At 60.2% G+C, this 25,319-nt stretch carries 26 protein-coding genes; 14 read left to right on the forward strand and 12 right to left on the reverse strand.

Going from position 1 to position 25,319, the window contains the following annotated elements; translation table 11 throughout:
- Positions 1-1,065 (forward strand): bifunctional DNA-binding transcriptional regulator/O6-methylguanine-DNA methyltransferase Ada, encoded by a 1,065-nt coding sequence (gene ada, locus ACRC4F_RS26760; protein ID WP_438662054.1) that lies wholly within the window; start codon positions 1-3, stop codon positions 1,063-1,065.
- Here ada and acuI read toward each other — a convergent pair whose 3' ends face one another.
- Positions 1,066-2,049 (reverse strand): acrylyl-CoA reductase (NADPH), encoded by a 984-nt coding sequence (acuI, locus tag ACRC4F_RS26765; protein ID WP_438662055.1) that lies wholly within the window; start codon positions 2,047-2,049, stop codon positions 1,066-1,068.
- A gap of 237 nt (positions 2,050-2,286) precedes the next feature.
- On the opposite strand from acuI, the gene ACRC4F_RS26770 reads away from it, so the two are divergent.
- Complete coding sequence (locus ACRC4F_RS26770; protein ID WP_438662056.1) at positions 2,287-3,351, forward strand: NAD(P)H-dependent flavin oxidoreductase; 1,065 nt, start codon at positions 2,287-2,289, stop codon at positions 3,349-3,351.
- 67 nt (positions 3,352-3,418) lie between these two features.
- On the opposite strand, the gene ACRC4F_RS26775 is transcribed toward ACRC4F_RS26770, so the two are convergent.
- From ACRC4F_RS26775 to ACRC4F_RS26795, 5 genes are all read right to left on the reverse strand, one after another.
- Positions 3,419-4,927, reverse strand: a complete 1,509-nt coding sequence (locus tag ACRC4F_RS26775) for a tripartite tricarboxylate transporter permease (RefSeq protein WP_438662057.1) — start codon at positions 4,925-4,927, stop codon at positions 3,419-3,421.
- 14 nt (positions 4,928-4,941) lie between these two features.
- Positions 4,942-5,436, reverse strand: coding sequence for a tripartite tricarboxylate transporter TctB family protein (locus ACRC4F_RS26780; protein ID WP_438662058.1), 495 nt, complete (start codon positions 5,434-5,436; stop codon positions 4,942-4,944).
- Positions 5,433-6,404, reverse strand: a complete 972-nt coding sequence (locus ACRC4F_RS26785) for a Bug family tripartite tricarboxylate transporter substrate binding protein (protein WP_438662059.1) — start codon at positions 6,402-6,404, stop codon at positions 5,433-5,435. The genes ACRC4F_RS26780 and ACRC4F_RS26785 overlap by 4 nt, the downstream gene beginning before the upstream one ends.
- Positions 6,405-6,528: 124 nt before the next feature.
- A complete protein-coding gene (locus tag ACRC4F_RS26790) occupies positions 6,529-7,599 on the reverse strand; it encodes a sterol desaturase family protein (protein WP_438662081.1) in 1,071 nt (356 codons plus the stop codon).
- 182 nt (positions 7,600-7,781) lie between these two features.
- Positions 7,782-9,113 carry a PLP-dependent aminotransferase family protein gene (locus ACRC4F_RS26795; RefSeq protein ID WP_438662060.1) on the reverse strand — a complete coding sequence of 444 codons (1,332 nt, stop codon included), beginning with the start codon at positions 9,111-9,113 and terminating at the stop codon, positions 7,782-7,784.
- 90 nt (positions 9,114-9,203) lie between these two features.
- Here ACRC4F_RS26795 and ACRC4F_RS26800 point away from each other — a divergent pair, with 90 nt between their 5' ends.
- Complete coding sequence (locus ACRC4F_RS26800) at positions 9,204-10,100, forward strand: DMT family transporter (RefSeq protein WP_438662061.1); 897 nt, start codon at positions 9,204-9,206, stop codon at positions 10,098-10,100.
- A gap of 99 nt (positions 10,101-10,199) precedes the next feature.
- Positions 10,200-10,820 carry a LysE family translocator gene (locus ACRC4F_RS26805; protein ID WP_438662062.1) on the forward strand — a complete coding sequence of 207 codons (621 nt, stop codon included), beginning with the start codon at positions 10,200-10,202 and terminating at the stop codon, positions 10,818-10,820.
- 208 nt (positions 10,821-11,028) lie between these two features.
- Here the strand turns inward: ACRC4F_RS26805 and ACRC4F_RS26810 are convergent, their stop codons facing one another.
- Positions 11,029-11,391: a DUF6124 family protein gene (locus ACRC4F_RS26810; protein ID WP_438662063.1), complete on the reverse strand. Its 363-nt coding sequence runs from the start codon at positions 11,389-11,391 to the stop codon at positions 11,029-11,031.
- A gap of 611 nt (positions 11,392-12,002) precedes the next feature.
- Between ACRC4F_RS26810 and ACRC4F_RS26815 the strand changes: the two genes are divergently transcribed.
- Positions 12,003-12,407, forward strand: a complete 405-nt coding sequence (locus tag ACRC4F_RS26815) for a DUF6632 domain-containing protein (RefSeq protein WP_438662064.1) — start codon at positions 12,003-12,005, stop codon at positions 12,405-12,407.
- 298 nt (positions 12,408-12,705) lie between these two features.
- Here the strand turns inward: ACRC4F_RS26815 and ACRC4F_RS26820 are convergent, their stop codons facing one another.
- The gene (locus ACRC4F_RS26820; protein ID WP_438662065.1) at positions 12,706-13,656 is read right to left on the reverse strand and encodes an alpha/beta fold hydrolase; all 951 of its coding nucleotides are present in this window, start codon (positions 13,654-13,656) and stop codon (positions 12,706-12,708) included.
- 62 nt (positions 13,657-13,718) lie between these two features.
- Positions 13,719-14,924 carry an MFS transporter gene (locus tag ACRC4F_RS26825; RefSeq protein WP_438662066.1) on the reverse strand — a complete coding sequence of 402 codons (1,206 nt, stop codon included), beginning with the start codon at positions 14,922-14,924 and terminating at the stop codon, positions 13,719-13,721.
- A 105-nt stretch (positions 14,925-15,029) separates the two neighbouring features.
- Between ACRC4F_RS26825 and ACRC4F_RS26830 the strand changes: the two genes are divergently transcribed.
- From ACRC4F_RS26830 to ACRC4F_RS26855, 6 genes are all read left to right on the forward strand, one after another.
- The gene (locus tag ACRC4F_RS26830; protein WP_438662067.1) at positions 15,030-15,671 is read left to right on the forward strand and encodes a TetR/AcrR family transcriptional regulator; all 642 of its coding nucleotides are present in this window, start codon (positions 15,030-15,032) and stop codon (positions 15,669-15,671) included.
- A 334-nt stretch (positions 15,672-16,005) separates the two neighbouring features.
- Positions 16,006-16,497 carry an arsenate reductase ArsC gene (locus ACRC4F_RS26835; RefSeq protein ID WP_438662068.1) on the forward strand — a complete coding sequence of 164 codons (492 nt, stop codon included), beginning with the start codon at positions 16,006-16,008 and terminating at the stop codon, positions 16,495-16,497.
- The gene (gene arsH, locus ACRC4F_RS26840; protein ID WP_438662069.1) at positions 16,497-17,186 is read left to right on the forward strand and encodes an arsenical resistance protein ArsH; all 690 of its coding nucleotides are present in this window, start codon (positions 16,497-16,499) and stop codon (positions 17,184-17,186) included. The genes ACRC4F_RS26835 and arsH overlap by 1 nt, the downstream gene beginning before the upstream one ends.
- Before the next feature lie 64 nt (positions 17,187-17,250).
- A complete protein-coding gene (locus ACRC4F_RS26845; RefSeq protein WP_438662070.1) occupies positions 17,251-18,333 on the forward strand; it encodes a bifunctional transcriptional activator/DNA repair enzyme AdaA in 1,083 nt (360 codons plus the stop codon).
- Between the two features lie 41 nt (positions 18,334-18,374).
- The gene (locus ACRC4F_RS26850; RefSeq protein ID WP_438662071.1) at positions 18,375-19,178 is read left to right on the forward strand and encodes an isocitrate lyase/PEP mutase family protein; all 804 of its coding nucleotides are present in this window, start codon (positions 18,375-18,377) and stop codon (positions 19,176-19,178) included.
- Between the two features lie 5 nt (positions 19,179-19,183).
- The gene (locus ACRC4F_RS26855) at positions 19,184-19,801 is read left to right on the forward strand and encodes a DNA-3-methyladenine glycosylase family protein (RefSeq protein WP_438662072.1); all 618 of its coding nucleotides are present in this window, start codon (positions 19,184-19,186) and stop codon (positions 19,799-19,801) included.
- A 125-nt stretch (positions 19,802-19,926) separates the two neighbouring features.
- On the opposite strand, the gene ACRC4F_RS26860 is transcribed toward ACRC4F_RS26855, so the two are convergent.
- The 3 genes from ACRC4F_RS26860 to ACRC4F_RS26870 form a co-directional block, all read right to left on the reverse strand.
- Complete coding sequence (locus tag ACRC4F_RS26860) at positions 19,927-21,024, reverse strand: extracellular solute-binding protein (protein WP_438662073.1); 1,098 nt, start codon at positions 21,022-21,024, stop codon at positions 19,927-19,929.
- 2 nt (positions 21,025-21,026) lie between these two features.
- A complete protein-coding gene (aguA, locus tag ACRC4F_RS26865) occupies positions 21,027-22,136 on the reverse strand; it encodes an agmatine deiminase (protein WP_438662074.1) in 1,110 nt (369 codons plus the stop codon).
- A gap of 100 nt (positions 22,137-22,236) precedes the next feature.
- Positions 22,237-23,121 carry a LysR substrate-binding domain-containing protein gene (locus ACRC4F_RS26870; RefSeq protein ID WP_438662082.1) on the reverse strand — a complete coding sequence of 295 codons (885 nt, stop codon included), beginning with the start codon at positions 23,119-23,121 and terminating at the stop codon, positions 22,237-22,239.
- A 268-nt stretch (positions 23,122-23,389) separates the two neighbouring features.
- Between ACRC4F_RS26870 and ACRC4F_RS26875 the strand changes: the two genes are divergently transcribed.
- The 3 genes from ACRC4F_RS26875 (at position 23,390) to ACRC4F_RS26885 (ending at position 25,219) form a co-directional block, all read left to right on the forward strand.
- On the forward strand, positions 23,390-23,794 hold the full coding sequence (locus ACRC4F_RS26875; RefSeq protein ID WP_438662075.1) for a PaaI family thioesterase: 405 nt from the start codon (positions 23,390-23,392) through the stop codon (positions 23,792-23,794).
- A gap of 45 nt (positions 23,795-23,839) precedes the next feature.
- Complete coding sequence (locus ACRC4F_RS26880) at positions 23,840-24,328, forward strand: GFA family protein (RefSeq protein WP_438662076.1); 489 nt, start codon at positions 23,840-23,842, stop codon at positions 24,326-24,328.
- A 102-nt stretch (positions 24,329-24,430) separates the two neighbouring features.
- Positions 24,431-25,219, forward strand: a complete 789-nt coding sequence (locus tag ACRC4F_RS26885; RefSeq protein WP_438662077.1) for a MipA/OmpV family protein — start codon at positions 24,431-24,433, stop codon at positions 25,217-25,219.
- The last annotated feature ends 100 nt before the right edge of the window (positions 25,220-25,319 follow it).

The following is a 25,319-nucleotide window of genomic DNA, read 5'->3' on the forward strand; positions in this document are numbered from 1 at the left end:
ATGACAACTCAGTCGACAAAGCTTGCCACCGAGAACGATCCTCGCTGGGCCGCCGTCGTTGCACGGGATCCGGGCGCCGACGGGCAGTTTGTCTATGCTGTGAAAACCACCGGAATCTACTGCCGCCCCAGCAGCCTGGCGCGCTTGCCGAAACCGCAGAATGTCGAATTTTTCGACACGGCGGAACAAGCCCGGGCGGCGGGATATCGTCCAAGCAAGCGGGCCACAAAGGATCAAAGCGACGTTGCCGCACAACACGCGGCAACCGTAGCGGCCGCTTGCCGACACATCGAGTCTGCCGAAAATCTGCCTGCTTTAAACGAACTGGCGGATGCAGCGGGTCTGAGCAGCTTCCACTTCCATCGCGTGTTCAAAGCGGTGACTGGCCTGACCCCCAAGGGTTACGCCACGGCCCATCGCTCACGCAAGGTTCGCGAACGCCTGGCCGACGGCGGCTCGGTCACTGACGCCCTGTATGACGCCGGTTTCAACTCCAACAGTCGCTTCTATGAGTCGGCCGATCACCTGCTGGGCATGAAGCCTGGCGATTACCGTGCGGCGGGCCAGAACAACGACATCCGTTTTGCCGTCGGCCAGTGTTCCCTGGGCGCGATTCTGGTGGCGCAAAGTGAGCGAGGCGTTTGCGCGATTCTGTTGGGGGATGACCCGCACCAACTGGTCTGCGATCTGCAGGACAAATTTCGGCGCGCCAACCTGATTGGCGCCGATCACGAGTTCGAGCAGTTGATCGCCAAGGTTGTCGGTTTTATCGAAGCCCCGGCCATTGGTCTGGACTTGCCGCTGGACGTGCGCGGCACGGCGTTTCAGGAACGGGTCTGGCAAGCGCTGCGGGAGATTCCTGCGGGGAGCACCGCCAGCTATGCCAACATCGCTCAACGTATCGGCGCGCCCAAAGCCGTGCGCGCCGTGGCCCAGGCGTGCGGCGCGAACAGTATTGCGGTGGCGATTCCGTGCCACCGCGTGGTGCGCAGCGACGGCAACCTGTCGGGCTATCGCTGGGGCGTTGAACGCAAGCGTCAATTGCTGGAACGCGAGACTCGCTGATCAGCGATTTACATCAACCACCACCCGCCCGCGCAATTGCCCGGCGAGCAGACGCGGCGCGGCATCGATGGCTTCGCTCAGGCCGATTTCATGGCTGATCAGCGGCAGCAACGCGAAGTCCAGATCCTTGGCCAGGCGACTCCAGGCCAGTACACGTTTGGCTTTGGGTTGAGTCACGCTGTTGATCCCGGCCAATGTCACGCCGCGCAGAATGAACGGCGCGACGGAGGCCGGAAAATCCATGCCTTGTGCCAGACCACAGGCGGCCACCGTGCCATTGGCTTTGGTGCTCGCACAAGCGTTGGCCAGCGTGTGGCTGCCGACCGAGTCGATCACCGCTGCCCAGCGCTCCTTGGCCAACGGTTTGCCTGGCTCGGATAACATGGCGCGATCGATGATCTCGCTGGCGCCCAGTTGCTTGAGGTAATCGTGCTCGGACGTGCGACCCGTGGATGCCACGACCCGGTAGCCGAGCTTGCTCAGCAGCGCGATGGCAAAACTGCCTACCCCGCCGTTGGCGCCGGTGACCAGAACCTCGCCTTGGTCAGGCGTTACGCCGTTATGTTCCAACGCCAGGATGCACAGCATTGCCGTGTAACCGGCCGTACCGATCGCCATGGCCTGGGCCGCAGTAAATTCCTTGGGCAACGGAATCAGCCAGTCGCCATTGAGGCGCGCTTTTTGCGCCAGTCCGCCCCAATGCCCTTCGCCCACACCCCAGCCATTGAGCAGCACCTGATCACCGACGTTGTAGTCCGGATGGCCGCTGACCTCGACTGTGCCGGCCAGGTCGATCCCCGGCACCATCGGGAATTTCCTGACCACCGGGCTGCTGCCGGTGATCGCCAGGCCATCCTTGAAGTTCAGCGTGCTGTACGCCACACGCACCGTCACATCGCCCTCGGGCAGTTGATCGTCATTGATCTCTTGCAGTGTGGCCCGGTAACCGCTGTCGTCTTTGTCGATCAAAATACCTTTGAACATCATTGCCTCTCAGGGGAATCAATCAGGTGGGGGACTATTGAAATACCACAAAGAAAACTCTCGCCGTACCAGACTTTAAGCTAAACCGCCAAAGCGCCGAGTGATTCCATGACGTGCGGCCAGGCTTTTTTTCGCGTTTCTGGAATAGCGTAAAACGTCCCGGATACAAAAGTCGGCTGGCCCTGCGACAGCCATTGCTGGTAAAAAACCGGTTCTAACCGTCGGAGAATCATCCAAATGAGCCAATGGCCAGACACCCGCATTCTTGACTTGCTCGGCATTGAACTGCCGATCATCCAGGCCCCCATGGCCGGAGCAACCGGCTCGGCCATGGTCATCGCCGCGAGTAACGCCGGCGGCCTGGGCTCGATGCCCGCCGCAATGCTGAGCATCGAGCAGTTGCGCGAAGAGCTGAAGACGATCCGTCAACACAGCCAGCGTCCGTTCAACATCAACTATTTTTGCCATCAGACGCCGGCTGCCGATGAACAACGCGCCCGGGACTGGAAGAATTTGCTGGAACCGTATTACCGGGAACTGGGCGTCGATTTCGACGCGCCGACGCCGGTGTCCAATCGCGCGCCTTTCGATAACGCGGCCTGCGAAGTGCTTGAAGAATTCCGCCCCGAAGTCGTGAGCTTTCACTTCGGTCTTCCGGAGAAATCGCTGCTGGATCGAGTAAAAGCCACCGGGGCAAAAATACTCTCCTCGGCGACCACAGTCGAAGAAGCCATCTGGCTGGAACAACATGGCTGCGACGCGATCATCGCCATGGGCTACGAGGCTGGCGGGCATCGCGGGATGTTCCTGAGCGATGACTTGAGCAGCCAGGTGGGCACATTCGCCCTTGTGCCTCAGGTCGTCGACGCGGTGAAAGTGCCGGTGATTGCGGCGGGCGGCATCAGTGATGCCCGGGGCGTTGCGGCGGCGTTTCTGTTGGGCGCTTCGGCGGTGCAGGTGGGTACGGCGTATCTGTTCACACCGGAAGCCAAGGTCAGCGCGTCTCACCACAAAGCATTGCGCACGGCCAAGGAAAGCGAGACCGCGGTGACCAATCTTTTCACCGGTCGCCCGGCGCGCGGGATCCTGAATCGGGTGATGCGCGAACTCGGGCCCATGAGCGATAAAGCGCCGGCCTTCCCATTGGCCGGTGGAGCGTTGATGCCGTTACGCGCCAAGGGTGAAGCAGACTTCAGCAACCTCTGGGCCGGACAGGCGTTTACGCTGGGCGCAGAAATGACCACGGCGGAGTTGACCCGACGCCTGGCAGAGGAAGGTTTAAACAAGTTGCTCCATCGGTGACGCACCTGCACCTGTAGCAGCGGGTCAAGCCTGCTGCTACAGGGTTTGTGGTGTGCGTTAAATCCGGTCAATCATCTTCGTGCAGTTTGATGCCTCGAGCATGCAGGAGATGAGGCACGAGCAAGACCAACAGCGTCAACGCGAGAAACGACGCAGCGATAGGCTGGGTCAGAAATATCATCCAGTCACCCTCGCTGATGGACAACGCGTTACGCAGTTGTTTTTCTGCCATCGGCCCCAGCAGCATGCCCACGATCACCGGCGCGACGGGGAAATCGAAACGCCGCATGAGCACCCCGCCCCAACCGATGCCCAGCATCAACAGCAAGTCGAAAGAAGAGTGGCGCATGCCGTACACGCCGATGCTGGCAAACACCAGAATGCCGGCATTCAGGTACGGTCGGGGAATTTGCAGCAGCTTGACCCACAACCCCACCAACGGCAGGTTCAACACCAACAGGATGACGTTGCCGATGTACAACGAAGCGACAAGCGTCCAGACCAGATCGCCCGACGTCTGGAACAGCATCGGCCCCGGTTGCAGGTTGTAGTTCTGGAATGCCGCCAGCAGAATCGCCGCCGTGGCGGATGTCGGGATACCCAGCGTCAGCAAAGGCACCAGAGAACCGGTCGCGCTGGCATTGTTAGCCGCCTCGGGCCCGGCAACACCTTCGATGGCGCCCTCACCCTTGCTGCCCGCGAACTCTTTCGGAAACTTGCTCAGTTTGCGTTCGGCGGAATAGGACAGAAAGGTCGGAATTTCAGCGCCACCCGCCGGAATCGAGCCGAACGGGAAACCGATCAGCGTGCCCCGTAACCAGGCGGGAATCGAGCGTTTCCAGTCAGAGCGCGTCATCCACAAAGACGTCAGCCGGTGTCGACCGGATGCTTCTTCCTTTTGATAAAGCAGGCTATACAGCGCCTCGCCCACCGCAAACAAGCCGACCGCCACCAGCACCACTTCGATGCCATCCACCAACTCCGGCACGCCCAAGGTGTAGCGGGCAATGCCCGAGGTCGAGTCCAGGCCGATCAGGCCGATGGTCAGGCCGATCCCCAGCGAAGCGAACCCCCGCAGCATAGAAGCGCCGAGCACCGCCGATACGGTGGTGAAAGACAGCACCAGAATCGCAAAATACTCCGCAGGACCAAACTTGAGCGCCAGCGTGGCAACGATCGGGGCAAACAGGGTGAGCAGAACCGTCGCGATGGTGCCGGCGACAAACGAGCCGATAGCCGCTGTCGCCAGGGCCGGCCCTGCCCGTCCGTTGCGGGCCATGAGGTTGCCTTCCAGGGCTGTGACCATGGAGGACGACTCCCCCGGCGTATTGAGCAGGATGGACGTGGTCGAACCACCGAACTGGGCGCCGTAATAAATCCCGGCGAACATGATCAACGCGCCCGTAGGGTCGACCTTGGCGGTGATCGGCAACAACAGCGCAACGGTCAATGCCGGTCCGATCCCCGGTAAGACACCGATGGCCGTGCCGAGCAGGCAGCCGATAAATCCCCACATCAAATTGATCGGCGTCAAAGCGGCGGCAAAACCGACGGCCAGGCTTGAGAGAATATCCACCGTGATTTATCTCCTCAGATCCAGGCGTTGATCAGGGGCGGAAGGGAAACCCCCAGCCCGGCGTTGAACAGCCAGTAAATCGGCAGCGTCAAGGCAATGCCGATGGCCAGGTCCCGCACCGGACGGCGACTGCCGAACCCCCGGGCCGAACAGACAAACAACAACCCGGCCGCCAGCACGAACCCGATGAGATTGATCAACACGGCCACGGCCACCAGCCCCGCTGTCACCCAGGCGGCCCCGGTCTTGCCGCCCGGCAGCGCTTTGGCAGACTCATCCTCGTGGTCTGCCAATTCGCGAAAACCGCCGGTGACAGCCTGATAACACAGCAACAGGCCGACGACGCCGATGAATGCCGCCAAGGCGTAGGGGTAGACGTGAGCGCCGAGGATGACGAACCCCATCTCGGCAGGAAACCGGTAGGCGCCGACCGCCAGGATCGCGCTGATGGCAACCAGGCCGAAGCCGATCGCCAGTTGCACCGGCACGACTCTACGAGACGGGTTCATTTCGCAATCAGCCCGACCTCGACCAGCATCGCACGCAGCCGCACGTGCTCTGCGTCGACAAATTTGCCGAACTCATCGCCGGTCAGCACGTTGGGTGCCCATTTGTTGGTCTCGACATTGGCTTTCCAGCCATTGCTTTCGGCGGCAGCCAGTACGGCGTCGGTGACTTCCTTGCGCTGTTCGGGTGTCAGCCCCCCCGCACCGTAAACACCCCGCCAGTTGCCGATAATCACGTCGTATCCGCTTTCTTTCAGCGTCGGTGCATCGATGCCGGCAATACGCTCGGGCGCGCCGATGGCGAGTACACGGAACTGCCCGTTCCGGATGTATTGGCCCAGCTCGGCATACCCACCGGTGATCACCTTGATCTGGCCACCCAATACCTGAGCCACGACTTCACCCCCACCCGCGAAGGCGACGTAATTGACCTTATTGACAGGGATCCCCATTTTGCTGGCCAGATCGGCGATACCGATGTGATCGATCGAGCCCTTGGAGCCACCGCCCCAGGTGATGCTGGACGGCTTGTCCTTGAAGGCTTTGAGCAAGTCGTCCAGGGTTTTGAACTCGGACTCCTTGCGCACCGCAATCACGTTGTATTCGGTAAACAGACGGGCAATCGGCGTCACGTCCTTCAAGGTAATTTGCGGCTTGTTCTGTTCGATACCCGCGACCATGATCGCGCCGACCACCAGCAGCGCATTCGGATCGCCCTTGGTGCTGTTGGCAAATTGCGCCAGCCCCAACGTGCCGCCTGCCCCGCCTTTGTTCTCGAAAGTAACGGATTTGGCCGCTTTGGCCTCGACCAGGGCTTTGCCCAGGTCCCGTGCGGTCTGGTCATAGCCGCCACCGACCGAACCGGGAGCCATGAACTTGACGGTATCCAGCGCAAACGCCGGTGTAGTAAGTGCTGCAGCGGTAATGGCAACTGCAAGGGGGCGGCTGAATCGACGGAACAAGGCAAGCATATGGAGTCTCCGGATATTGTTTTTGTGGGTGCCGATTGAATCTCGCTCAGGAGCTGACCCTGCTCACTGAACATGTATCTGTGAACAAGCGTAGGCCATGCTTGTGTTTGGTGACGCCCTTCGCTCAGCTGAATGCTTTACGAGATCCTTCGGCGGGCACCTCGGGGGGATCTGAAGCGGCGGGAAGCACTGTCTGTGGGCGAGTTTGCAGACGGATCTTGCGGACGATGTCCACAAACGGCGTAACGATCAGGCTGTAGACCGTCAGGTAACGCTCGTGATCCTGTTCCCCGGTGCCGAACCGGACGGCCTCCGGCTTCGAGGTGGTGACGTAGAGCGTGCCGAACATCCAGTCCCAGAGTGACAGGTTGATCCCGAAATTCTTGTTGATGTGTCGTGGCGCGTCACTGTGGTGAATCTGGTGCTGGGCCGGGCTGTTCAGCACATGCTCGAACACGGGGCCGAACGACAGCCAGACATGGGTGTGACGCAGGTTTGCGGCGAAACCATTGAGGATCAGCACCAGCCAAGTCACGCCAAACAAGGTGTAGCGGCTGATCTCGCCGCCGCAGGCGTACCAGAAGACGCCGGCAAAGGCCGCGATGCAGACCGTATTGGTCAGTTTTTCAACGATCTTTTCCACGAAGTGAACCCGGCTGGCGGTGGCCGGGACAAGGACAGGCGCCGAATGATGAACCTTGTGGAACTCCCACAGCCATCGGGTATGAAACGCCCTGTGGCCCCAATAATTGGCAAAGTCCTTGACCAGAAACACCCCCAGCCCATACAGCAGCGAGAGTGAGAGATGGTCCCCGGCTTGCACGCGTGCGCCCCAAAGGTTGCTCAGGAAACGGACGTAGTCCCCGGAGCGCAGGATGTACGGATCCACCAGCCCGACGATGGGCAACACCAAGGCGACTTTCAGGATGGCGCGCACAAAGTAGTAGCGGTAATCCAGCAACGCCGAGCGATGCAGATAAACCCGGGTTCCGCCGATGAATTGCCCGAAAGTGCGCGCGTCGGTCAGCCCGCGTGATTTCCTGAAGCGAAACAGGCCGTAGGCGACGCTGTAGGAGGAAAGCAGAAACGCCAGGCCAAAGCGGCCGTTCAAATCGAAGATGCCAAGAAACTGGTCGGTGACCGGTTTGATCACCCACAGAGACAGGTAGTCATAGACAAGCGCAAGAACATCCACGAGCGGCTGGCCTCCGTCAACGAGTGGAAAGTGTAGATCAGATCGCCAGAGTGGTGAATGACCCGGCGCCTTCGCGAGCAGGCTCGCTCCCACAGGGAAACGCATTTCAAATGTGGGAGTGAGCCTGCTCGCGATGAACGATAACGCGGTGTACTTGCCTGTCATCGCCAGGTAGGGCTCCGCTACGTATAAGCCCCCACCACCCGCTTCACCTTCTCCAGCGCCACGCCAAGCGCTCCCATGTCCACCGAACCCAGCGCCAGGCGAATTGCGTGCGGCACATGGACCGAGGTCGCAAACGGTTCGGCGGTGGATACCGCCACCTGCTCGCGCATCAACGCCATGGCGATCTGGTCGGCCCTCGCGTCTTCCGACAAGGGCAGCCAGATAAAGTAGGAAGATGGATGACGCACAAAATGCAGGCCGGCCAGGTGCTCGTCGGCCAGGGCTTGCCGAGCCTGAGCATCAGCGCGCTTTTGCGCTTCCAGCAGGCTGACAGTTCCATCATCGATCCAGGCGCAGGCAATCGCCGTCATCACCCCGGGTGTGTTCCAGGTGGTCGCCCTGATCGTGCGCTCCAGTGCGGCCACCGTTTGCACGGGGGCTGCAACAAATCCGACACGTAATCCGGTGGCGACGCTTTTGGAAAACCCTGACACGTACACCGTTCTTTCCGGTGCCAATTGCGCCATCGGCGGCAGCGAATCTTCCGCAAGAAACGCGTAGGCAGCGTCTTCGATGATGTGCAGGTCATGCTGGCGCGCAATTGCCACGAGCCGGTCGCGTTGATCCGCTGCCATCACCCACCCCAGCGGATTGTGCAACGTCGGCATGGTATAGACAGCCCGCACCGATCGACTCCGGCAGAGCTTTTCGAGCGCATCGAGATCCGGCCCGGTGTCAGTGCCGGGAATGGGCACGACTTCCAGATGCAGCGTCTCCGCCAGCACCTTGAACCCCGGGTAGGTCAATGCATCGGCCGCAATCACGTCACCGGGTTGCAGCAGCGCCATCAGGGCCACCGTCAATCCGTGCTGAGCGCCACTGACGAGCAGCACCTGCTCAGCCTCGACCGTAAGCCCGCGCGCCTCCAGATGGCGCGCGACCGACGCACGCTCATGGGGACGGCCCGCATGCGGCTGGTAGCGCAGATGGGATTCCAGGTCGCCGGACAACGCGAGCTGACGCAAAGCCGTGCGCAGCAGATCGGCCTGCCCCGGCACGGAGGGATAGTTGAAGTTGAGGTCGATCATCCCCGCCACAACGCTGGGCTGGTGGATGCCCAGGCTGGGCGGCAGCGAAGTCTCGCGGACGAAAGTGCCGCGCCCCGTTTCGCCACTGACCAGGCCCATGTCCTCCAGCTCTGCATAGACCCTGCTTGCAGTCACCAGGGCCAACCCGTGGGAGGCAGCCAGCTGACGATGCGTGGGCAGACGCGTACCCGGCGGCAAACGCCCTGAACGGATATCGGCTGCAAAGGCGTCCACCAGCGACTTGTACCGAGAGCGAGGCATAGGGGAATGTATCCATGACAATTTTTTGATTGTATCGATAGTCGGTCATACGATGCGCTGAATGCAACCTGACACATGAGTGGACGCTAAATGGAACGGACATCGAAGCTGCACAACCAGACGCTGGAAAAGAACACCAGCGGATTGATCAATGGACTGATCGGCGTAGTGATCTTCAGCGGTTCGCTGCCCGCGACACGGGTGGCTGTCCTGGAGTTCGACCCGGTCTTTCTGACCGTGGCCCGAGCCACCATCGCCGGCGTTCTGGCGCTGTGCATTCTGTGGCTGTTCAAGGAAAAGCGTCCTGCGCGAAACCAGTTATTGCCCTTGGTCATCGTCGCACTGGGCGTGGTGGTCGGGTTTCCGCTGCTGACGGCACTGGCGCTTCAATATGTGACGTCCGCGCATTCCATTGTCTTCGTCGGCATGTTGCCGCTTGCGACCGCCGCTTTCGGCGTATTGCGCGGTGGCGAGCGTCCCCGTCCGGCGTTCTGGTTCTTCTCGGTTTTGGGCAGCCTGCTGGTGGTCGGATTCGCCGTATCCCAAGGCCTGACCGCCTCGCCGACCGGCGACATCCTGATGCTGCTGGCCATCCTTGCCTGCGGACTCGGTTACGCCGAAGGGGCGAAGCTTTCCAAAACACTGGGCGGCTGGCAGGTAATTTCCTGGGCACTGGTGTTGTCGCTGCCGATTGTGGCGCCGCTGACCTGGTGGCTGGCGCCCTCCTCGTTCTCGGGGATCAGCGCGCCGGCCTGGTTGAGCCTGGCGTATGTGTCGCTTTTCAGCATGCTGATCGGCTTTGTATTCTGGTATCGCGGGCTGGCACAGGGAGGAATTGCAGCCGTTGGGCAGCTTCAGTTGCTTCAGCCTTTCTTTGGGTTGGCGCTGGCGGCTACGTTGCTTCATGAGCAGGTCAGCCTTGGGATGCTGGGGGTCACGGTTGCGGTGATTCTGTGTGTGGTGGGAGCTAGGAGATTTGCGAGATAACGCTAACGGAAGTGTACTGCGGCAAACGTCCACCGCTGTACGGGGAAAGCCCCCCACCGTCCATGATAAAAATACCGCTCTCGCTTCCGGAGACCTGTCATGGACCTCGCCACCCTCACCCTGTTTCTCCCCGCCTGCTTCGCCCTGAACATGGCGCCGGGGCCGAATAATCTGCTGTCGGTCAGCAACTCGACGCGCTACGGCTACCGCATCTCCTGCGTGGCCGGGATCGGTCGGTTGCTGGCGTTTGCCGGGATGATCGCCCTGGCATCCGCCGGGTTGGCGGTGGTGTTGCAAACGTCCGAGTTGCTGTTCTACGGCATCAAGATTGTCGGCGCGGCGTATCTGTTTTACCTGGCGTGGCAGTTGTGGCGTGCTGATCCGGGGGCCGAGAAAGCAGTGACGGGCGCATCGGTCGGCGTGTTGGCATTGGCGCGGCAGGAGTTTCTGGTGGCGGCCGGCAACCCCAAGGCGATCCTGATCTTCACCGCGTTCCTGCCCCAGTTCGTCGACCCGAGCCGCTCGGTGACGCCTCAGTTTGCGCTGCTCGGCGCGTTGTTCCTGATGCTGGAATGGATCGCCATCAGCGCCTACGCCTACATGGGCCTGCACATGCGTCGCTGGTTTGCCGAGCCTCGGGGCAAGCGGATATTCAACCGCTGCTGCGCGGGGTTGTTGTCGGCGGCGGCTTCGGTGCTGTTGATGGCTCGCCGTGCTTGAGTTTCAGGGTTGACCAAAATCATGTTCGAACACCGCAAGCTGACCGGCGGTGAAGCCGGCCGGTCTTGCTGCCAACAAAAGCCCCCTGTGATCGGCAAACCACCGGGGGTTTCTATCGCGCTTGAAACGCAGCGGGTCGCTGCTCTGTCACTTCTGGCCCTGATTAACAGCCAAACATCAGTTAGCCACTCACCACCGCAAGCGGCACCTACTTTGACAGATCAATCTTATCCAACACCCGATTCGCTGTGATCTCCGCCGTCATGATGCTGTTGGAAATACCTAGCAGCGCGTAACGCGATTCACCCTCCAGATGATCCACCAACTGATGGACCATCACATCGACCGAGGCGAGCGTCTCGACCAGATAAACCGCCAGGGTTTCGGCCGTGGCCTCAGGGTCTACGGAAAACAGGGTGCTGCGGGTTCGCGGGATGGCTTTGATGTCGGCATTTGATGGGAAGTGGAAGTCGAGTGCCCGCTCGGCGGCTTCGTTGAGTTTTTTGGAATCGGTGGATTCGTAGGGGGAAACATCGTCCGTTTCCGGGGGATTGGGTGTGGCTTTGAACATGGTGATGCTCCTTGATTAGTGGAGCCGCCACCGTTCGCGGTCAAACGAATAGAGGTGGCAGCTGTACGCGGGTTGACCGACCGAAAATCAAGGAATCCGGCACACCCGAAGATGTCCCACGCACAGCCACCGCAAACAAGCCGAAAGCTTTTCTTGGGCACTGGTACGCCTTGATTGAGTCGGACGGTCAAATCCGGACGCTGAATTGGCAGCGACCCGGAAACGATAGAGCCCAGGCCCAAGGCGCACAAGCCGGCGGATTCTGGCGCAGCCGTAGGCAACGGCGCAAGGATTTGTAGCTTTCAGGAAGTAAACCCGATGGCGGCTAAACAAGCGCGCTCAAATCCTGTTGAAAGAACGGGCGCGCACTCACTTTGAGCAATAAAAGTCGTGGACGTAGCGATGGCTAATGAGTAGCTATGCTTGGTCTACTGCCGAAATTCATTGAGCAGATTCGGCTTTCCGTCCATTTTTAGCAGTTACCCGACTGTCACTATGCCCGGTCCAGTCAGGCTAGACGACAGAACGAGGAATGTTATCCACCCAGCCCGTGAGGGTGTTATCACCCCACTTGAGGTCAATTTAGAGTCAGGCCCAAAGAGGAGTCCGTCATGACCGTAGTCGATCGCCTCAGGTATTTGCGCGTCGTTCTAGTGTTGGCTGGCCTCGCGTGCCTTGCTCTCTACCCACTTATGTTGTTCTGGCCGTCCGGCTGGGCCTGGCACGTCGGACACTCGGACTACCCGATGATGATCGTTGGCATCTACGCCACACTTGGCGTGTTCTTGATCCTGGCCGCACGTGATCCATTAGCCAATCTGAGCCTGATCTGGTTCACCGTGTGGTCTAGCGCCGTACACGGAGGAATCATGGCCGTCCAGGCGGTAACCCAGCCGGAGCAAATGGGGCACTTGGCAGGTGACGTGCCGGCGCTCTTCATCGTGGCGGTGGCCTTGGCCATCTTGACGCCCCGCTCTCAATTGGCCGCTCGCCCCCGAACACACAATGGGGTCTAAGAGCAGGTTTGACTGTCGGAATCGGGAGGAAAATTGCGTTTCTAAGCAATTTTTTGCGTCTGCTGATCAACCAAGCGCCGACAGATGTTACGTAGCAACGCAGTCTTCAAGACTGTGCCCGCTATCTCACAGCCTGAGGCGTTTTCTGCCTGTCATGACTGACTGGTTGGGTCGTCAGCTCACCTCCGCGACCGGTACCTATGGGCCAGAAGCCGACGTTGGCCAAGCCCCCGACCACGGCTCTCATTAGTGGCACCCGCGTTCAAATAGCAGCCACGTTACGTATCAAGAACATCCGTCAGTTATTCAAGAATTTGACCACCAGAGGATTCAATTCAGCGGAACACTCCTCCGGCAACCAGTGCCCACAATTGGGCAAGACCTGGCCTTTTACATTGGTCGCGTACTCTTTCATCTGATCCACTTGAAATTGCCCCATTCCGCCGTGCCCTCCACCGCCGATTGCCAGCACGGGCATGTTCAGGGAGTTCTTCGACAGCTCGACGTTTTCAGCGACCGATTGGTTAAGCGCTCGGTAGTATTCGAACGACGCGTTCAGCGTATGGGGCTTGGCGTATGACTTGGCGTACAGATCGAGCAGCTCAGGCGTGAAGACATCCTTGTTGGTCGCGTGTTCTTTGATGAAGTGCGTGAGGAACAGCTTTTCATGCCCTGTGATCAACTTTTCGGCCAACTGGTCGCCAGCGGCGAAAAAGCTGAAATGCCAGACCAGTGACTCACCCTGTGGTGAGAATGCCGGGAAATCGTAAATGCGCTTGTCGGGAATCGGTGCCTCCATGTAGACCAGTTTCTTTATCTGGCTTTGGTGGGTTACTGCCATTGGATACGTGTTCCAGATACCGATGTCATGCGCAACCAAGTCAAACGGCTGGTTGCTGCTTAGCTGTGTCGCGAGGGCGAACAGATATTTTGAGACGTCAGTGCCGGTGTAACTGGTCTTGGGCGGTTCTGACTCGCCCAGGCCCGGTAAATCCACCGCAACGACGGTGTGAGTCTTCGCAAGTTCGGGCATCAAGCTGTGCCACTCATACCAGGCTTGACCAAATCCGTGGACCAGGTAAACCAAAGGCCCTGAACCGCCCTTCACATAGTGGAGCCTGACGCCGTCTATGATTTTAAACTCACTCTTGAATCCCGCTGGAACCGGAAACTCTGCCGCTTGTGCCAGGCATGGCAAAGCCACGGTGATTGCGACTGCGGCGAGGGCCGATCTAATGCTCTTTTTCATTTTATTTCTCCATCGAGTCATGACTGAAAATGACGACCATGCGAAGGCGTGCTACCCGCCGATCAATGACTGTGGATCGCCTGGGTGGTGTGCCGTTGACCTTGCGGAAAACCATGCGCCCGTGCCCGAAATGCAATGGCCAGGCTGATCAATAGCAACGCCAGCAACACGCCCGGAAATGCACTCGTTCCCCATTGGCCGAGTAACACGCCACCCAGCAGTCCTCCGCCGGCAATAGCGCTGTTCCAGACCACTACGTTCATGGAGAGCGCAACATCGGAGCCCTTACCTGCGGCGTCGGCGAGTGCTGTTTGCAGCAGAGTGGCCGCGCCACCAAAGGTCAGCCCCCACATGAAGACACCCATATAAATGGCCGCGGCGGAGCCCGAGAACACTCCGAGGAAAATCGAAACCGCTGCGAAGGTTGCAAGGCTGACCAGCACGGTTGTTCGCAGGTGCCGGTCAACCAGTCGGCCCGTGAGCCAGATGCTGGCCAGCGCCGCGACACCAAATGTGAGCAATACCAAATCGACGTCACTGTTCAGCCCAGCCTTGGAAACAAAGGGCGCGACATAGGTGTAAAGAATGTTGTGGGCCAGCATCCAGGTGAAGACGACAGCCAATACCGAGCGGACGCCTGGGGTGAAAAACACCTGACGTAACGGCATGCGCTGTGAGGATGATTGGCCTGGGTAATCCGGCACTTTGATCAGCACCCAAACGATCAATACAAGGGTCATGCCGGACATCAATCCAAAGGCCATGCGCCAGCCCATGAATCCACCCAGCCACGTTCCCATCGGCACACCCAACGACAACGCGATGGGCGTACCCACCATGGCCACCGCCAATGCGCGCCCCTGCAAACGAGGGGCGACCATGCGCCGTGCATAGCCCGCGATAAGGCTCCAGGCCAGCCCGGCTGAAACCCCGGCGAAAAACCGTGCAATCAGCGTCAACCAGTAATCGGAAGACAGCGCCGTGAGGGAGTTGAATACCAGGAAGCCGACAATGGTCACCAGCAGTACCGTTCTGCGGCGCCAACTTTGCGTGGCAATGGTCAGCGGGATTGCCGCCAGCAGCGATCCCAACGCATAGACAGTCACCATCTGCCCGGCCAGAGACGCAGAGACACCCAGGCCACTACCAATTTCGGGCAGCAAGCCCGCTGGCAAGGTCTCAGTGACAATGCAAATGAAACCCGTCATCGCCAATGCAAGTAATGCCCCAAGCGGAAGCTTTCCGCCCTGTCGCTCGTCTGTAGTCATTTGCCACCTCACATGTATACCGATCGGTATAATATGGAGACGTACCGCGATCTAGTCAACGACTTATATATCGATTAGTATTTAAGTGATCGAGAGGAGGTTCACATGGCACAGATGGGACGTCCACGCACCTTTGACCGTGACGTGGCAATTACTCAAGCGATGCATTTGTTCTGGGAGCACGGCTATGACGCAACATCACTCAGCCAGCTCAAGGCAAATATCGGCGGCGGCATCACCGCACCCAGCTTCTACGCTGCTTTCGGCTCAAAGCAGGCGCTGTTCAATGAAGTGATGGACCGTTATCTGAACACCCACGGCCGGGTGACCGATAGCCTGTTTGACACCACGCTCCCCCCGAGAGAGTCGATCGAACTAACGCTGCGGCGCTCGGCGAAAATGCAGTGTGAGCCCGACCACCCACCAGGATGCCTGGTGGCGCTGGGTCTGCTGAGTGCCTGCACGGATGAAAGCAAAGCCATCTCCCAGCCGCTGGCTGACGCAAGATCCTTGAACCGTGCAGCGATGGTGGCGTGTGTCGAACGCGCTATCGCATCTGGAGAGCTGCCACCCACGGTTGTGCCCGAGGCATTGGCCACGGTGTTTAACAGCTTCTTGTTGGGGATTTCGGTACTGGCCCGCGACGGCGTGCCCCTCAAACAGATAGATGACGCGGTGACGCAAATCATGACGTTATGGGATGCGTCGTGTATCGATCGTCCGGCTATTGGTTCAGGCAATCCCTAAACGGCAGTAAACAGCGAACGACTGCGGATCGATTTAGCCAATCTGTTGCGTCGACTGGTTGAATCCACAGTCGAAAGCAGCCCCCCCGGGCATAGGGACATCAAACCAGGCCCAGCAACCACAAGGCGATCCTGATGTTCGCCGCATTCCTGCCCCAATCCGTCGACCCGACCCGCGCGATGATGCCGCAATTTTCACTGCTCGGCGCGTTGTTCCTGACGCTGGAATGAATCGCCATCAGCGCCTACACCTGAGATACCGGCGCGTAAAAGGAAGTTGGCAATCCGGACAAGCATCCGTATATTCGAATATCCATATATACGAGCCCCCAGCGATGAGCCCACTCCCCTCTCCCACCAAAATCCTCTTCATGTGCACCGCCAACAGCTGCCGCAGCGTGTTGAGCGAAGCGCTGTTCAACCACTTGGCTCCCGCAGGTTATGAGGCGGTGAGTTCCGGCAGTTTCCCCAGCGGCCGGCTCAACCCTCAAGCCTTACAAACCCTGCACAACCTCGGTGTCTCGACCGAAGGCCTCTACAGCAAAGATTCTTCGGTGTTCGCCGACTCCCCGCCCGATATCGTCATCACCGTGTGCGACAAGGCCGCCGGAGAAGCGTGTCCGGTGTATTTCGGCCCGGCGATCAAAAGCCATTGGGGACTGGCCGATCCGTCGGAGGTGCATGGCACAGAACAGGAGATCCAAGCCGCGTTCGACAGCACCGTCGAAACGATCAAACAACGGTTCGCAGCCTTCTTCGCGCTGGACCTGAAAACCCTTTCGGACGCCGAACTGAAAGTCGAACTGGACCGCATCGGAGCCCTGTGATGAACGACGACCTGCCCAATCTCGATCTGGAACTGCTGACGCCTGCAACCGAAAGCACCCACAAACCGCGCATCCTGCTGCTCTACGGCTCCACCCGTGAGCGCTCCTTCAGTCGGCTGCTGACCGAGGAAGCCGCACGGATTCTGCGTCTGCTGGGGGCCGACACGGTGATCTTCGATCCTTCCGGCCTTCCCCTCCCCGACGATGCGCCCAGCGACCACCCGAAGGTCCAGCAACTGCGCGAGCTGGTGCTCTGGTCAGAAGGCCAGGTCTGGTGCTCGCCGGAACGCCACGGTTCGATGTCGGCGGTGTTCAAGGCGCAAATCGACTGGATCCCGCTGACGATGGGCGCGGTTCGTCCGACCCAGGGCAAAACCCTGGCGGTGATGCAGGTCTGCGGCGGCTCCCAGTCGTTCAACACGGTCAATCAACTGCGCGTGCTGGGCCGCTGGATGCGCATGTTGACCATCCCCAATCAATCCTCGGTGCCCAAGGCATTTATGGAGTTCGACGAGGCTGGCCGGATGAAGCCTTCCGCGTACTACGACCGTGTGGTGGATGTGATGGAAGAACTGATGAAGTTCACCGTGCTGGTGCGTGGCCGCGAGGAGTTCCTGGTGGACCGTTATTCAGAGCGCAAAGAGAGCGCTGAAGAGCTGTCGAAGCGGGTCAATCAACGCTCGATTTGAAGCAGCGGAATTCTCTGTCGATTTTCCGGTGGAGGCGCCGCTCGAGGCGTCTTATGCTCAACCCATGAACCTACAAAACGCTTTGCTTCCGCCCCACGCCGAGATGGTTCGCGCCATGCTCGAACGAGACACCGCCTACGAGGGGGTGTTCTTTACTGCCGTGAAGACCACCGGGATCTTCTGTCGCCCCAGTTGCACGGCGCGCAAACCGAAACCGGAGAACGTCGAGTTCTTCGCCCACGCCGATGAGTGCATGTCGGCGGGCTACCGCGCGTGTCTGCGCTGCAAGCCGCTGGACGCTGCGGCCATTGCGCCGGACTGGGTGCAGGCGTTGCTCAAGTCGGTGGACGCCGATCCCGAGATGCGCTGGACCGATGCGCAACTGGTTGCCGAAGGTATCGAGCCGCTGAAACTGCGGCGCTGGTTCAAACAGCATTTCGGCATGACCTTCCACGCCTGGCTGCGCACCCGGCGTCTGGGCATGGCGTTGGGCGGTATCAAACAAGGTGATTCCATCGACAACGCGGCGTTCGACTCGGGTTACGAATCCCTGAGCGGTTTTCGCGATGCGTTTCAAAAGTCGTTTCACATCACGCCGGGTCGCGCGGCCAACAGTGAGCCGCTGTTGTTTACGCGCCTGACCACGCCGCTGGGGCCGATGATCGCCATGGCCGAACGCCGTGGGCTGGTGCTGCTGGAGTTCCTGGATCGTCCGGCGCTGACCCGGGAAGTGGAAGAACTGCAAAACCGTTATGGCTATGCCGTGGCGCCGGGGCACAACGCCCATTTGCGGCAGATTGAAGACGAGCTGGCGCAGTATTTCGCCGGCAAACTCACTGAATTCAACGTTGCGCTGCACTTGCCCGGAAGCGAATTCGCGCGGCAGGTCTGGGCCGAACTGGCGAAGATTCCGTACGGAAAGACCAGCACCTACGGCACCATCGCCGCCACATTGGGCAAACCCGGCGCCAGTCGTGCAGTGGGTCTGGCCAACGGACATAACCGTCTTTCGATTGTGTTGCCGTGCCACCGGGTGATCGGTGCAGACGGCTCGCTGACGGGCTATGGTGGAGGACAACCGCGCAAGGCGTTTTTGCTCCGGCTGGAAAAAGCCGCCGTGCAGGTCACCGAGCAACTCGCATTCTGACCCCTTGGTTTTCTCTAAAAAGTCATAAGGAAGGACACTCGATGGACACGCAATTTCATCAACTGCACCACGACGGCCTGCTGATCCTCACCAACGTCGCCGATGCCACCGGGGCGCGCATCGTCGAGCAGTTGGGCTGCAAAGCCGTGGCCACCAGCAGCGCAGCGGTTGCCTGGGCGCATGGGTATGCGGACGGTAATGCCCTGCCCCTTGAACGCCTGATATCGACGGTCGAATCCATTGCCCGCGTGATTTCGGTGCCGTTGACCATTGACGTAGAGGCCGGTTATTCGGATGACCTGACGCGGGTTGCCGAAGTTATTGATGCGGTGATCGCTGCCGGTGCGGTCGGAATCAATATCGAGGACGGTGCGTCCCCGCCGGAGTTACTGGCACGCAAGATCGAAGTCGCTCGTCAGGTTGCCGTTCGGCGCAATGTGAAGCTGTTCATCAATGCCCGCACCGACGTGTATCTGAGGGGGTTGGTGCCTGCCGAAGATCGCGTCGCCGAAACGCTGAAGCGCGCCGCGTTGTATCAGGCGGCGGGCGCCGATGGGCTGTTCGCGGCGGGCGTCACCGCAAAGTATGAGATTGAGGCGTTGTGCCAGGGCACTTCGTTGCCGGTGAATGTGCTGGGGCTGCCAGGTTTGCCGTCGCCTGAAGAGCTGCAAGCGCTCGGCGTGAGGCGTTTGAGTGCCGGCTCTGGCATTGCGGAGTTTCTGTATGGCGCCATGGCTTCCCTGGCCAAGGGCTTTCTGGAGACAGGCAAACTCGACAGCAGCCACCTCAAGGCCTTCACCTACGGGGAAGTCAACGCCCTGCTGAAAACGGCTGGAAACACTTGATCGCCATGCCCGATCCCTATCTGCCCGCGACCGAGTTCCTTGCATCCCTCGACGAAGACTGGGCGCGCCACATCGCGGCTGTCGGACCCTGCCTGCATAAACCCCATGCGGCTCGCGACCCGTATGAGTCGCTGGTGCGGGCGATTGCCTATCAGCAACTGCACGCCAAGGCAGGGGATGCAATTGTCGGTCGGCTGCTGGCGTTGTTTCCGGCGACGACGTTTCCAAGGCCTGAGCAGATTCTGGCGGCAGGGTTCGATCCGTTGCGCAGTTGCGGGTTTTCCGCAGGCAAGATCGCAACCATTCAAGGGATCGCGCAGGCAGCTCTGGACGGCGTGGTGCCGGACTACGCGATGGCGCTGGCGATGGACGATGAGGCGTTGATCGAGCGCTTGATCACCTTGCGCGGGGTGGGTCGCTGGACCGTTGAAATGCTGCTGATTTACAGCCTGGAGCGGCCTGATATTTTGCCCGCGGACGACTTTGGGGTGCGCGAGGGGTATCGGCGGCTGAAGGGGCTGGAGGTGCAGCCGACGCGTAAGCAGATGGTTGAGATCGGCTTGGCGTGGAGTCCGTATCGGACGGTGGCTTCATGGTATTTGTGGCGGATGACTGGCAAGTAGACCGCGTTATCGTTCATCGCCAGCAGGCTGGCTCCCACAGGGGTTTTGTGAACACTCGAGATCCAGTGTGGGAGCCAGCCTGCTGGCGATGACGGTGTCACATTCACCCCATCACTCAAAGCCAATCACAACCCGGATTTCAACCGAGTAAACGCCCGAATCAGCGCTCGGTTGAACGCCTTGCCATTGTCATTCTTGCTATACAACGAAGCCCGCACCTGCGCCGACGGATACGTCCCCGGATCATTGCGGATCGCCGGATCGATCAACCCGTCTGCCGCCGTAATCGCATTGGCGTAGTGAATGGTGTCGGTGATCGGCGCAATCACTTCCGGCGTCATCAGGTAATCCATCAAGGCCAGCCCGGCCTCGGGGTGCGGCGCGTCCTTGGGAATGACCATGGCGTCAAACCAGATCAACGTGCCCTCCTTCGGTATCCGGTAACTGAGCTTGAACGGTTTGTTCGCGGCCTCAGCCTGACCTGCCGCGATGGCCACGTTGCCGTTCCACGACATCGCCACGCAGGTGTTGCCGTTGGCCAGGTCGCTGATGTTCAGGTCATTGTCGAAGTAGCGAACGTACGGCCGGATCTTCGCCAATTGTTGCTCGGCCAGTTTCAGGTCATCGAGGTTCTGGCGGTTGATGTCCAGGCCCATGTATTTCATGACCGCGGCAAATACCTCGTTGGGATCGTTGAGCAGGCTGACGCCGCAATCGGCAAATTTCGACACCACGGCCGGGTCGAACAGCATCGCCCAGCTGTCCCGTGGTGCATCCGGCAAGCGCTGTTTGATCGCCTCTTCCTGATAACCGACACCGGTGGTGCCCCAGGCGTAGATCCCGGCGTAACGATTACCCGGATCGAACGCCGCCATGTGCTGGCGGAACTCCTCCCCGACGCCAGCAAAATGCGGCAGTCGTTGCAGGTTCAACGTTTGAATCGCCCCGCTCTGGATCGCCCGGGACAGGTGCTGCCCCGCCGTCAGCACCAGGTCATAACCGCTGCGACCGGTCAGCAGCTTGGTCTCCGCCGTTTCCAGGGAGTCGAAGTGATCGACCACCACATGGATGCCGGTTTTCATCTCGAAATTGGTCAGGGTATCCGGGGCCAGGTACTCGCCCCAGATGTACAGATTCACCACCGGTTTCACGGTGTCGGCGGCCTGCACACACAAGGGTGCAAGCACCAGCAATAACGCTTGAGTCAGTTTGTGCAGGCCCATGTTTACACCCCCTTCCCGGCGTACTGCGGCATGGTGATACAGGCGACATTGCCGCCCCCCAGAAGGATTTCCCGAGAGTTTTCGATGCCGACGATTTTGTGTTGCGGGAACAGTTCGGCCAGGGTTGCCAATGCGATCTGATCCTGCCGATCACCGAACAGCGGCACCACGATCGAAGTGTTGCCGGCGTAGTAGTTGATGTACGACGCGCAGATTTTCGTACCGGCCTGTCGGGTGTGGGTGCTGTCCTGCTGGTCCAGGCCTTCGGCTTCCTCAGCGGTCCATTCCAGCACATCCGGTTGCGGCAGCTTGTGCACGATCAACTCACGGCCCCGGCTGTCGCGGGTGCTGCGCAGAATGTCGTAGGCCTCTTGATAGATCTCCCACTGAGGGTCATCGCGATTGTCGGTCCATTGCAGCACCACTTCGCCCGGGCGCACGAAGCAGGCGAGGTCATCGACATGGCCGTCGGTTTCGTCGAACTTGCAACCCCGTGGCAGCCAGATGACTTGCTCGGCGCCGAGGTAGTCGGTCAGGCGACGGGTAACTTCTTCCTTGCCCAGATGCTGGTTGCGATTACGGTTGAGCAGGCATTGCTCGGTGGTAAGGATGCTGCCCTGGCCGTCACTCTGGATCCCGCCCAGTTCGGCAATCAGTGGGGCGCGATAACGGTCGAAGCGTTCAATTTCGAGGATTTTGCTGGCGATCTGGTCGTCCTTGTCCCACGGGTAGTACAGGCCGCCGTCGAGACCGCCATAAGCGTTGAACTCGAAGTCGACGCCGCGCACTTCGCCGCTGTCGTCGTTGACCACAAAGCATGGGCCGCTGTCGCGGAACCAGGTGTCGTTGCAGGTCATTTCCACCACGCGAACCTGAGGCGGCAACTGGCGGCGAGCGGTGGCAAATTGTGCGGCTGAGGCGCACACCGTGACCGGTTCGCTCTGAGAAATCGCGGTAACGATCTGCACCCAGACTTTCTGCGCCGGCTTGGCGCCGTTGCGCCAGACGTCGGTGCGCTCCGGCCAGCCGAGCCAGCAACCGGCCTTGGTTTCGAATTCGCCGGGCAGGCGGAAGCCATCGAGTTTGGGAGTGGAATCGAGCAAACGTGCCATGGTCAGACCTCATCAGCGGGGATTGGAATGACCACAGGCTAAGGTCGTCGGCGCCCTCCTCGCCAACGATGATTATTTCGGAATACTTGAATTCAACTCATCAATCGATCAGCTGATCGTTGAACCATTCCAGCATCTGCGCCACGGCCGGACGCTCCAGGCGCACCCGCTCACACACCAGCGCATATTGACCGAGCGCGGTCATGCTGGCGGTAAAGGGCCGGACCAGACGACCGCTGAGCAAGTCTTCCTGCGCCGTCAGATTGTCGCCCATGGCCAAGCCCTGCCCTTGCACCGCGGCTTCCAGCGCCAGGCCCGCATGGGCGAAATACAGTTGACGTTCGGGACGCTGATCACCGGCATGACTGGTGAGCCATGCGGTCCAGGTCTTGCCGTCCTGATCGTCGTGCAGCAGGCAATGGCGCGCCAGGTCTTTCGGGGTTTTCAGGGTGCCCTGATTGAACAGGCCGGGGCTGCACACCGGAAAGAATTGCAGCGCCGGCAAGGGCCGGACGAAGTACGCGCTGCTGTCGACCGGGCCGGTGCCGTAGGTGATCGCCAGGTCGATGTCTTCCCCCGGCGCCGTGGCGTCAATCGGTTGTTCATAGAGGTGCAGCGTGATGTGCGGATAGCGCGCGTAAAAATCGGTGAGGCGACTCATCAGCCACTTTTGCGCCAGTTCGGCGGTGACCGCCAAGCGCAACACGGCCAGCGAGGACGGGTCGCGCAATTCATCGCAGGCTTCGCCGATCAGTTCGAAGGCTTGTTGCAGGCTTTGCATCAACCGGCCCGCGGCCATGGTCGGACGAATCTGCCGACCTTCGCGGATGAACAGCGAGACGCCCAGGTGCTCTTCGAGCTGGCGAATTTGATGGCTGACGGCGCTGTCGGTGACGCACAGCTCGGCGGCGGCCCGGCCGAAATGGGCGTGACGTGCGGCGCATTCGAAGGTTCTGAGTGCTGCTAAGGAAGGCAGTCGTCGCATGAATTCAGCCCCGGTGGTGAAGGCGCTCATGCTGCCTTGGCCATGGGTGTGCGTCCAGTCAGACCGCGTTATCGTTCATCGCGAGCAGGCTCGCTCCCACAGGGGGACCGCATTCATCGGGAAGAACTCGGTCAACTGTGGGAGCGAGCCTGCTCGCGATGACGGCGGCACATTCACCACAAATCCTGCGGCCCATCACCCTCTTTTATCCACCATGACATCCCCCAAAACCCGGCGCATGTTGGTTTCTCAACCGGAGGGATTCGCCATGCTCAACGCACTCAAACAGATCAACTCAACCTCAGCCTTCAACCGCTGGGCCGGTTTTGAAGTGACCGCTGCCGCAAGCGGTGAAGCCGAACTGACCCTGGGTTTTCGCGAAGCCGATATGGCGCAGTACGCCGGCTTCCTCCACGCAGGCCTGATCGGCGCGCTGCTCGACACGGCCTGCGGATTCGCCGCCGGGACGGTGGCCGGCAACGTGCTCGCCTCGCACTTTTCGGTCAACTGCCTGGCGCCCGCCGTCGGTGAAGTGTTCATCGCCCGGGGCCGGGTGGTGAAGGCTGGCAAGAAGCAGGTGTTCGCTCGCGCCGAGCTGTTCGCACAAACCGGCGATCAGTTGAAACTGGTGGCGACCGGCGATGCGATTCTGGTGCCGGTCGAAGTGCGCTGACGGTCTAGGCTGTCTTGGGTAACCCAACCCTCGTCGGAGGTTCCCATGCAGCTCGAAGGTTCCTGTCATTGCGGCGCTGTGTCGTTCAGTTTGACCAGCGCCCACCCTTATCCTTATCAACGCTGCTACTGCTCGATCTGTCGCAAGACTCAGGGCGGTGGCGGTTACTCGATCAACATCGCAGGCGATGCCGCGAGCCTGAAGGTCCGGGGTCGCAAGCACGTCGCGGTCTACCATGCGCAGCTCAAGAACGAAGGCGACAAGCGTGCTCATCGCAGTAGCCTCGGCCGGCATTTCTGCTCGGTCTGCGGCTCGGGCCTGTGGGTGTATAGCCCCGAATGGCCGGAGCTGATTCACCCGTTCGCGTCGGCCATCGACACCCCGCTGCCGGTGCCGCCGGAACACACGCACTTGTTGCTCGACTCAAAGGCCCCGTGGGTGGAAGTCGACATGCGCCCCGGCGACAAGCAGTTCGAGGTCTACCCCGAAGAGTCCATTGCCGACTGGCATGAACGCCTGGGTTTGAGCCGCTGAAGCCGCTTCACAGTCTTTGACAGTTTCCCGACAAAGCTGTCAAAGATTGCACGCCGGCAGCCGCCTAGCATGGGCGCATCCAACCTCCCTTCGGGTGCTCCCATGTTACGTTCGCTGTATCTGCCGTTGACTTCACTCTGCCTGCTGCTTCCCGCCGACTCATTACGCGCTGAAGACTGGCACTCCACTTTGCGCGCCGGTGCCGCCAGCGTGCCGCGTTACAGCGGCAGCGACGAGCGCGTGGTCGCGCCGCTGTTGGGCGCCAGGGTTGTCAGCCCGTATGGCATCTTTCTGGACACTGAAAAGGGACTGGGCTGGGCGTTTGACGAAAATGACTTCGGCCTGAGCGTGTACATCGGCGCGAGCGATGTGCGCAAGGATCGCAAGACCGGATTCAAAGGCTCGGATGAGCTCAACGGCATGGGCTCGATCAAGTCGCGGCCCGCGCTGGGTCTGGACGGGACTTACCACATGGGCCCGATCATTCTCGGCGCCAGTTTTGAACATGCGCTGGAAAAGGACGATGACGATCACGACACCGGCTCAGCCTGGAATCGCCTGAAACTGAGCATCAGCGCGCCGTTTTATGAGGGTGACTACGGCAAGGTCACGGGCAGTTTGAACAGTCAGTTTGGTGACAGCAATTACGTGCGTACGTGGTATGGCGTCAGTGCGGCGCAGGCCTCACGCAGTCAGTTCAGGGCGCATGACACTCACGGTGGGCTGGTGAGTCGCGGGGCGGAGTTGACCTGGTCGTTGCCGATCGATGAGCGGTGGAGTGTTTCGACGGTGCTGTCCGTGCAGTATCTGGCGGGTGATGCGGCGGACAGTCCGATTGTCGAGCGGCGGATGCAGGCTTCGGTGGGTGGGCAGGTGGAGTACACCTTTTAGTAATGCTTTGTTGCTGATGGCCCCATCGCGAGCAGGTCGAATCGTCGCACCGTCACTCCCACATTTGGAATGTACTCCAAATGTGGGAGTGACGGTGCGA

Source organism: Pseudomonas sp. (genome assembly GCF_051660785.1).
Classification (GTDB): Bacteria; Pseudomonadota; Gammaproteobacteria; order Pseudomonadales; family Pseudomonadaceae; genus Aquipseudomonas.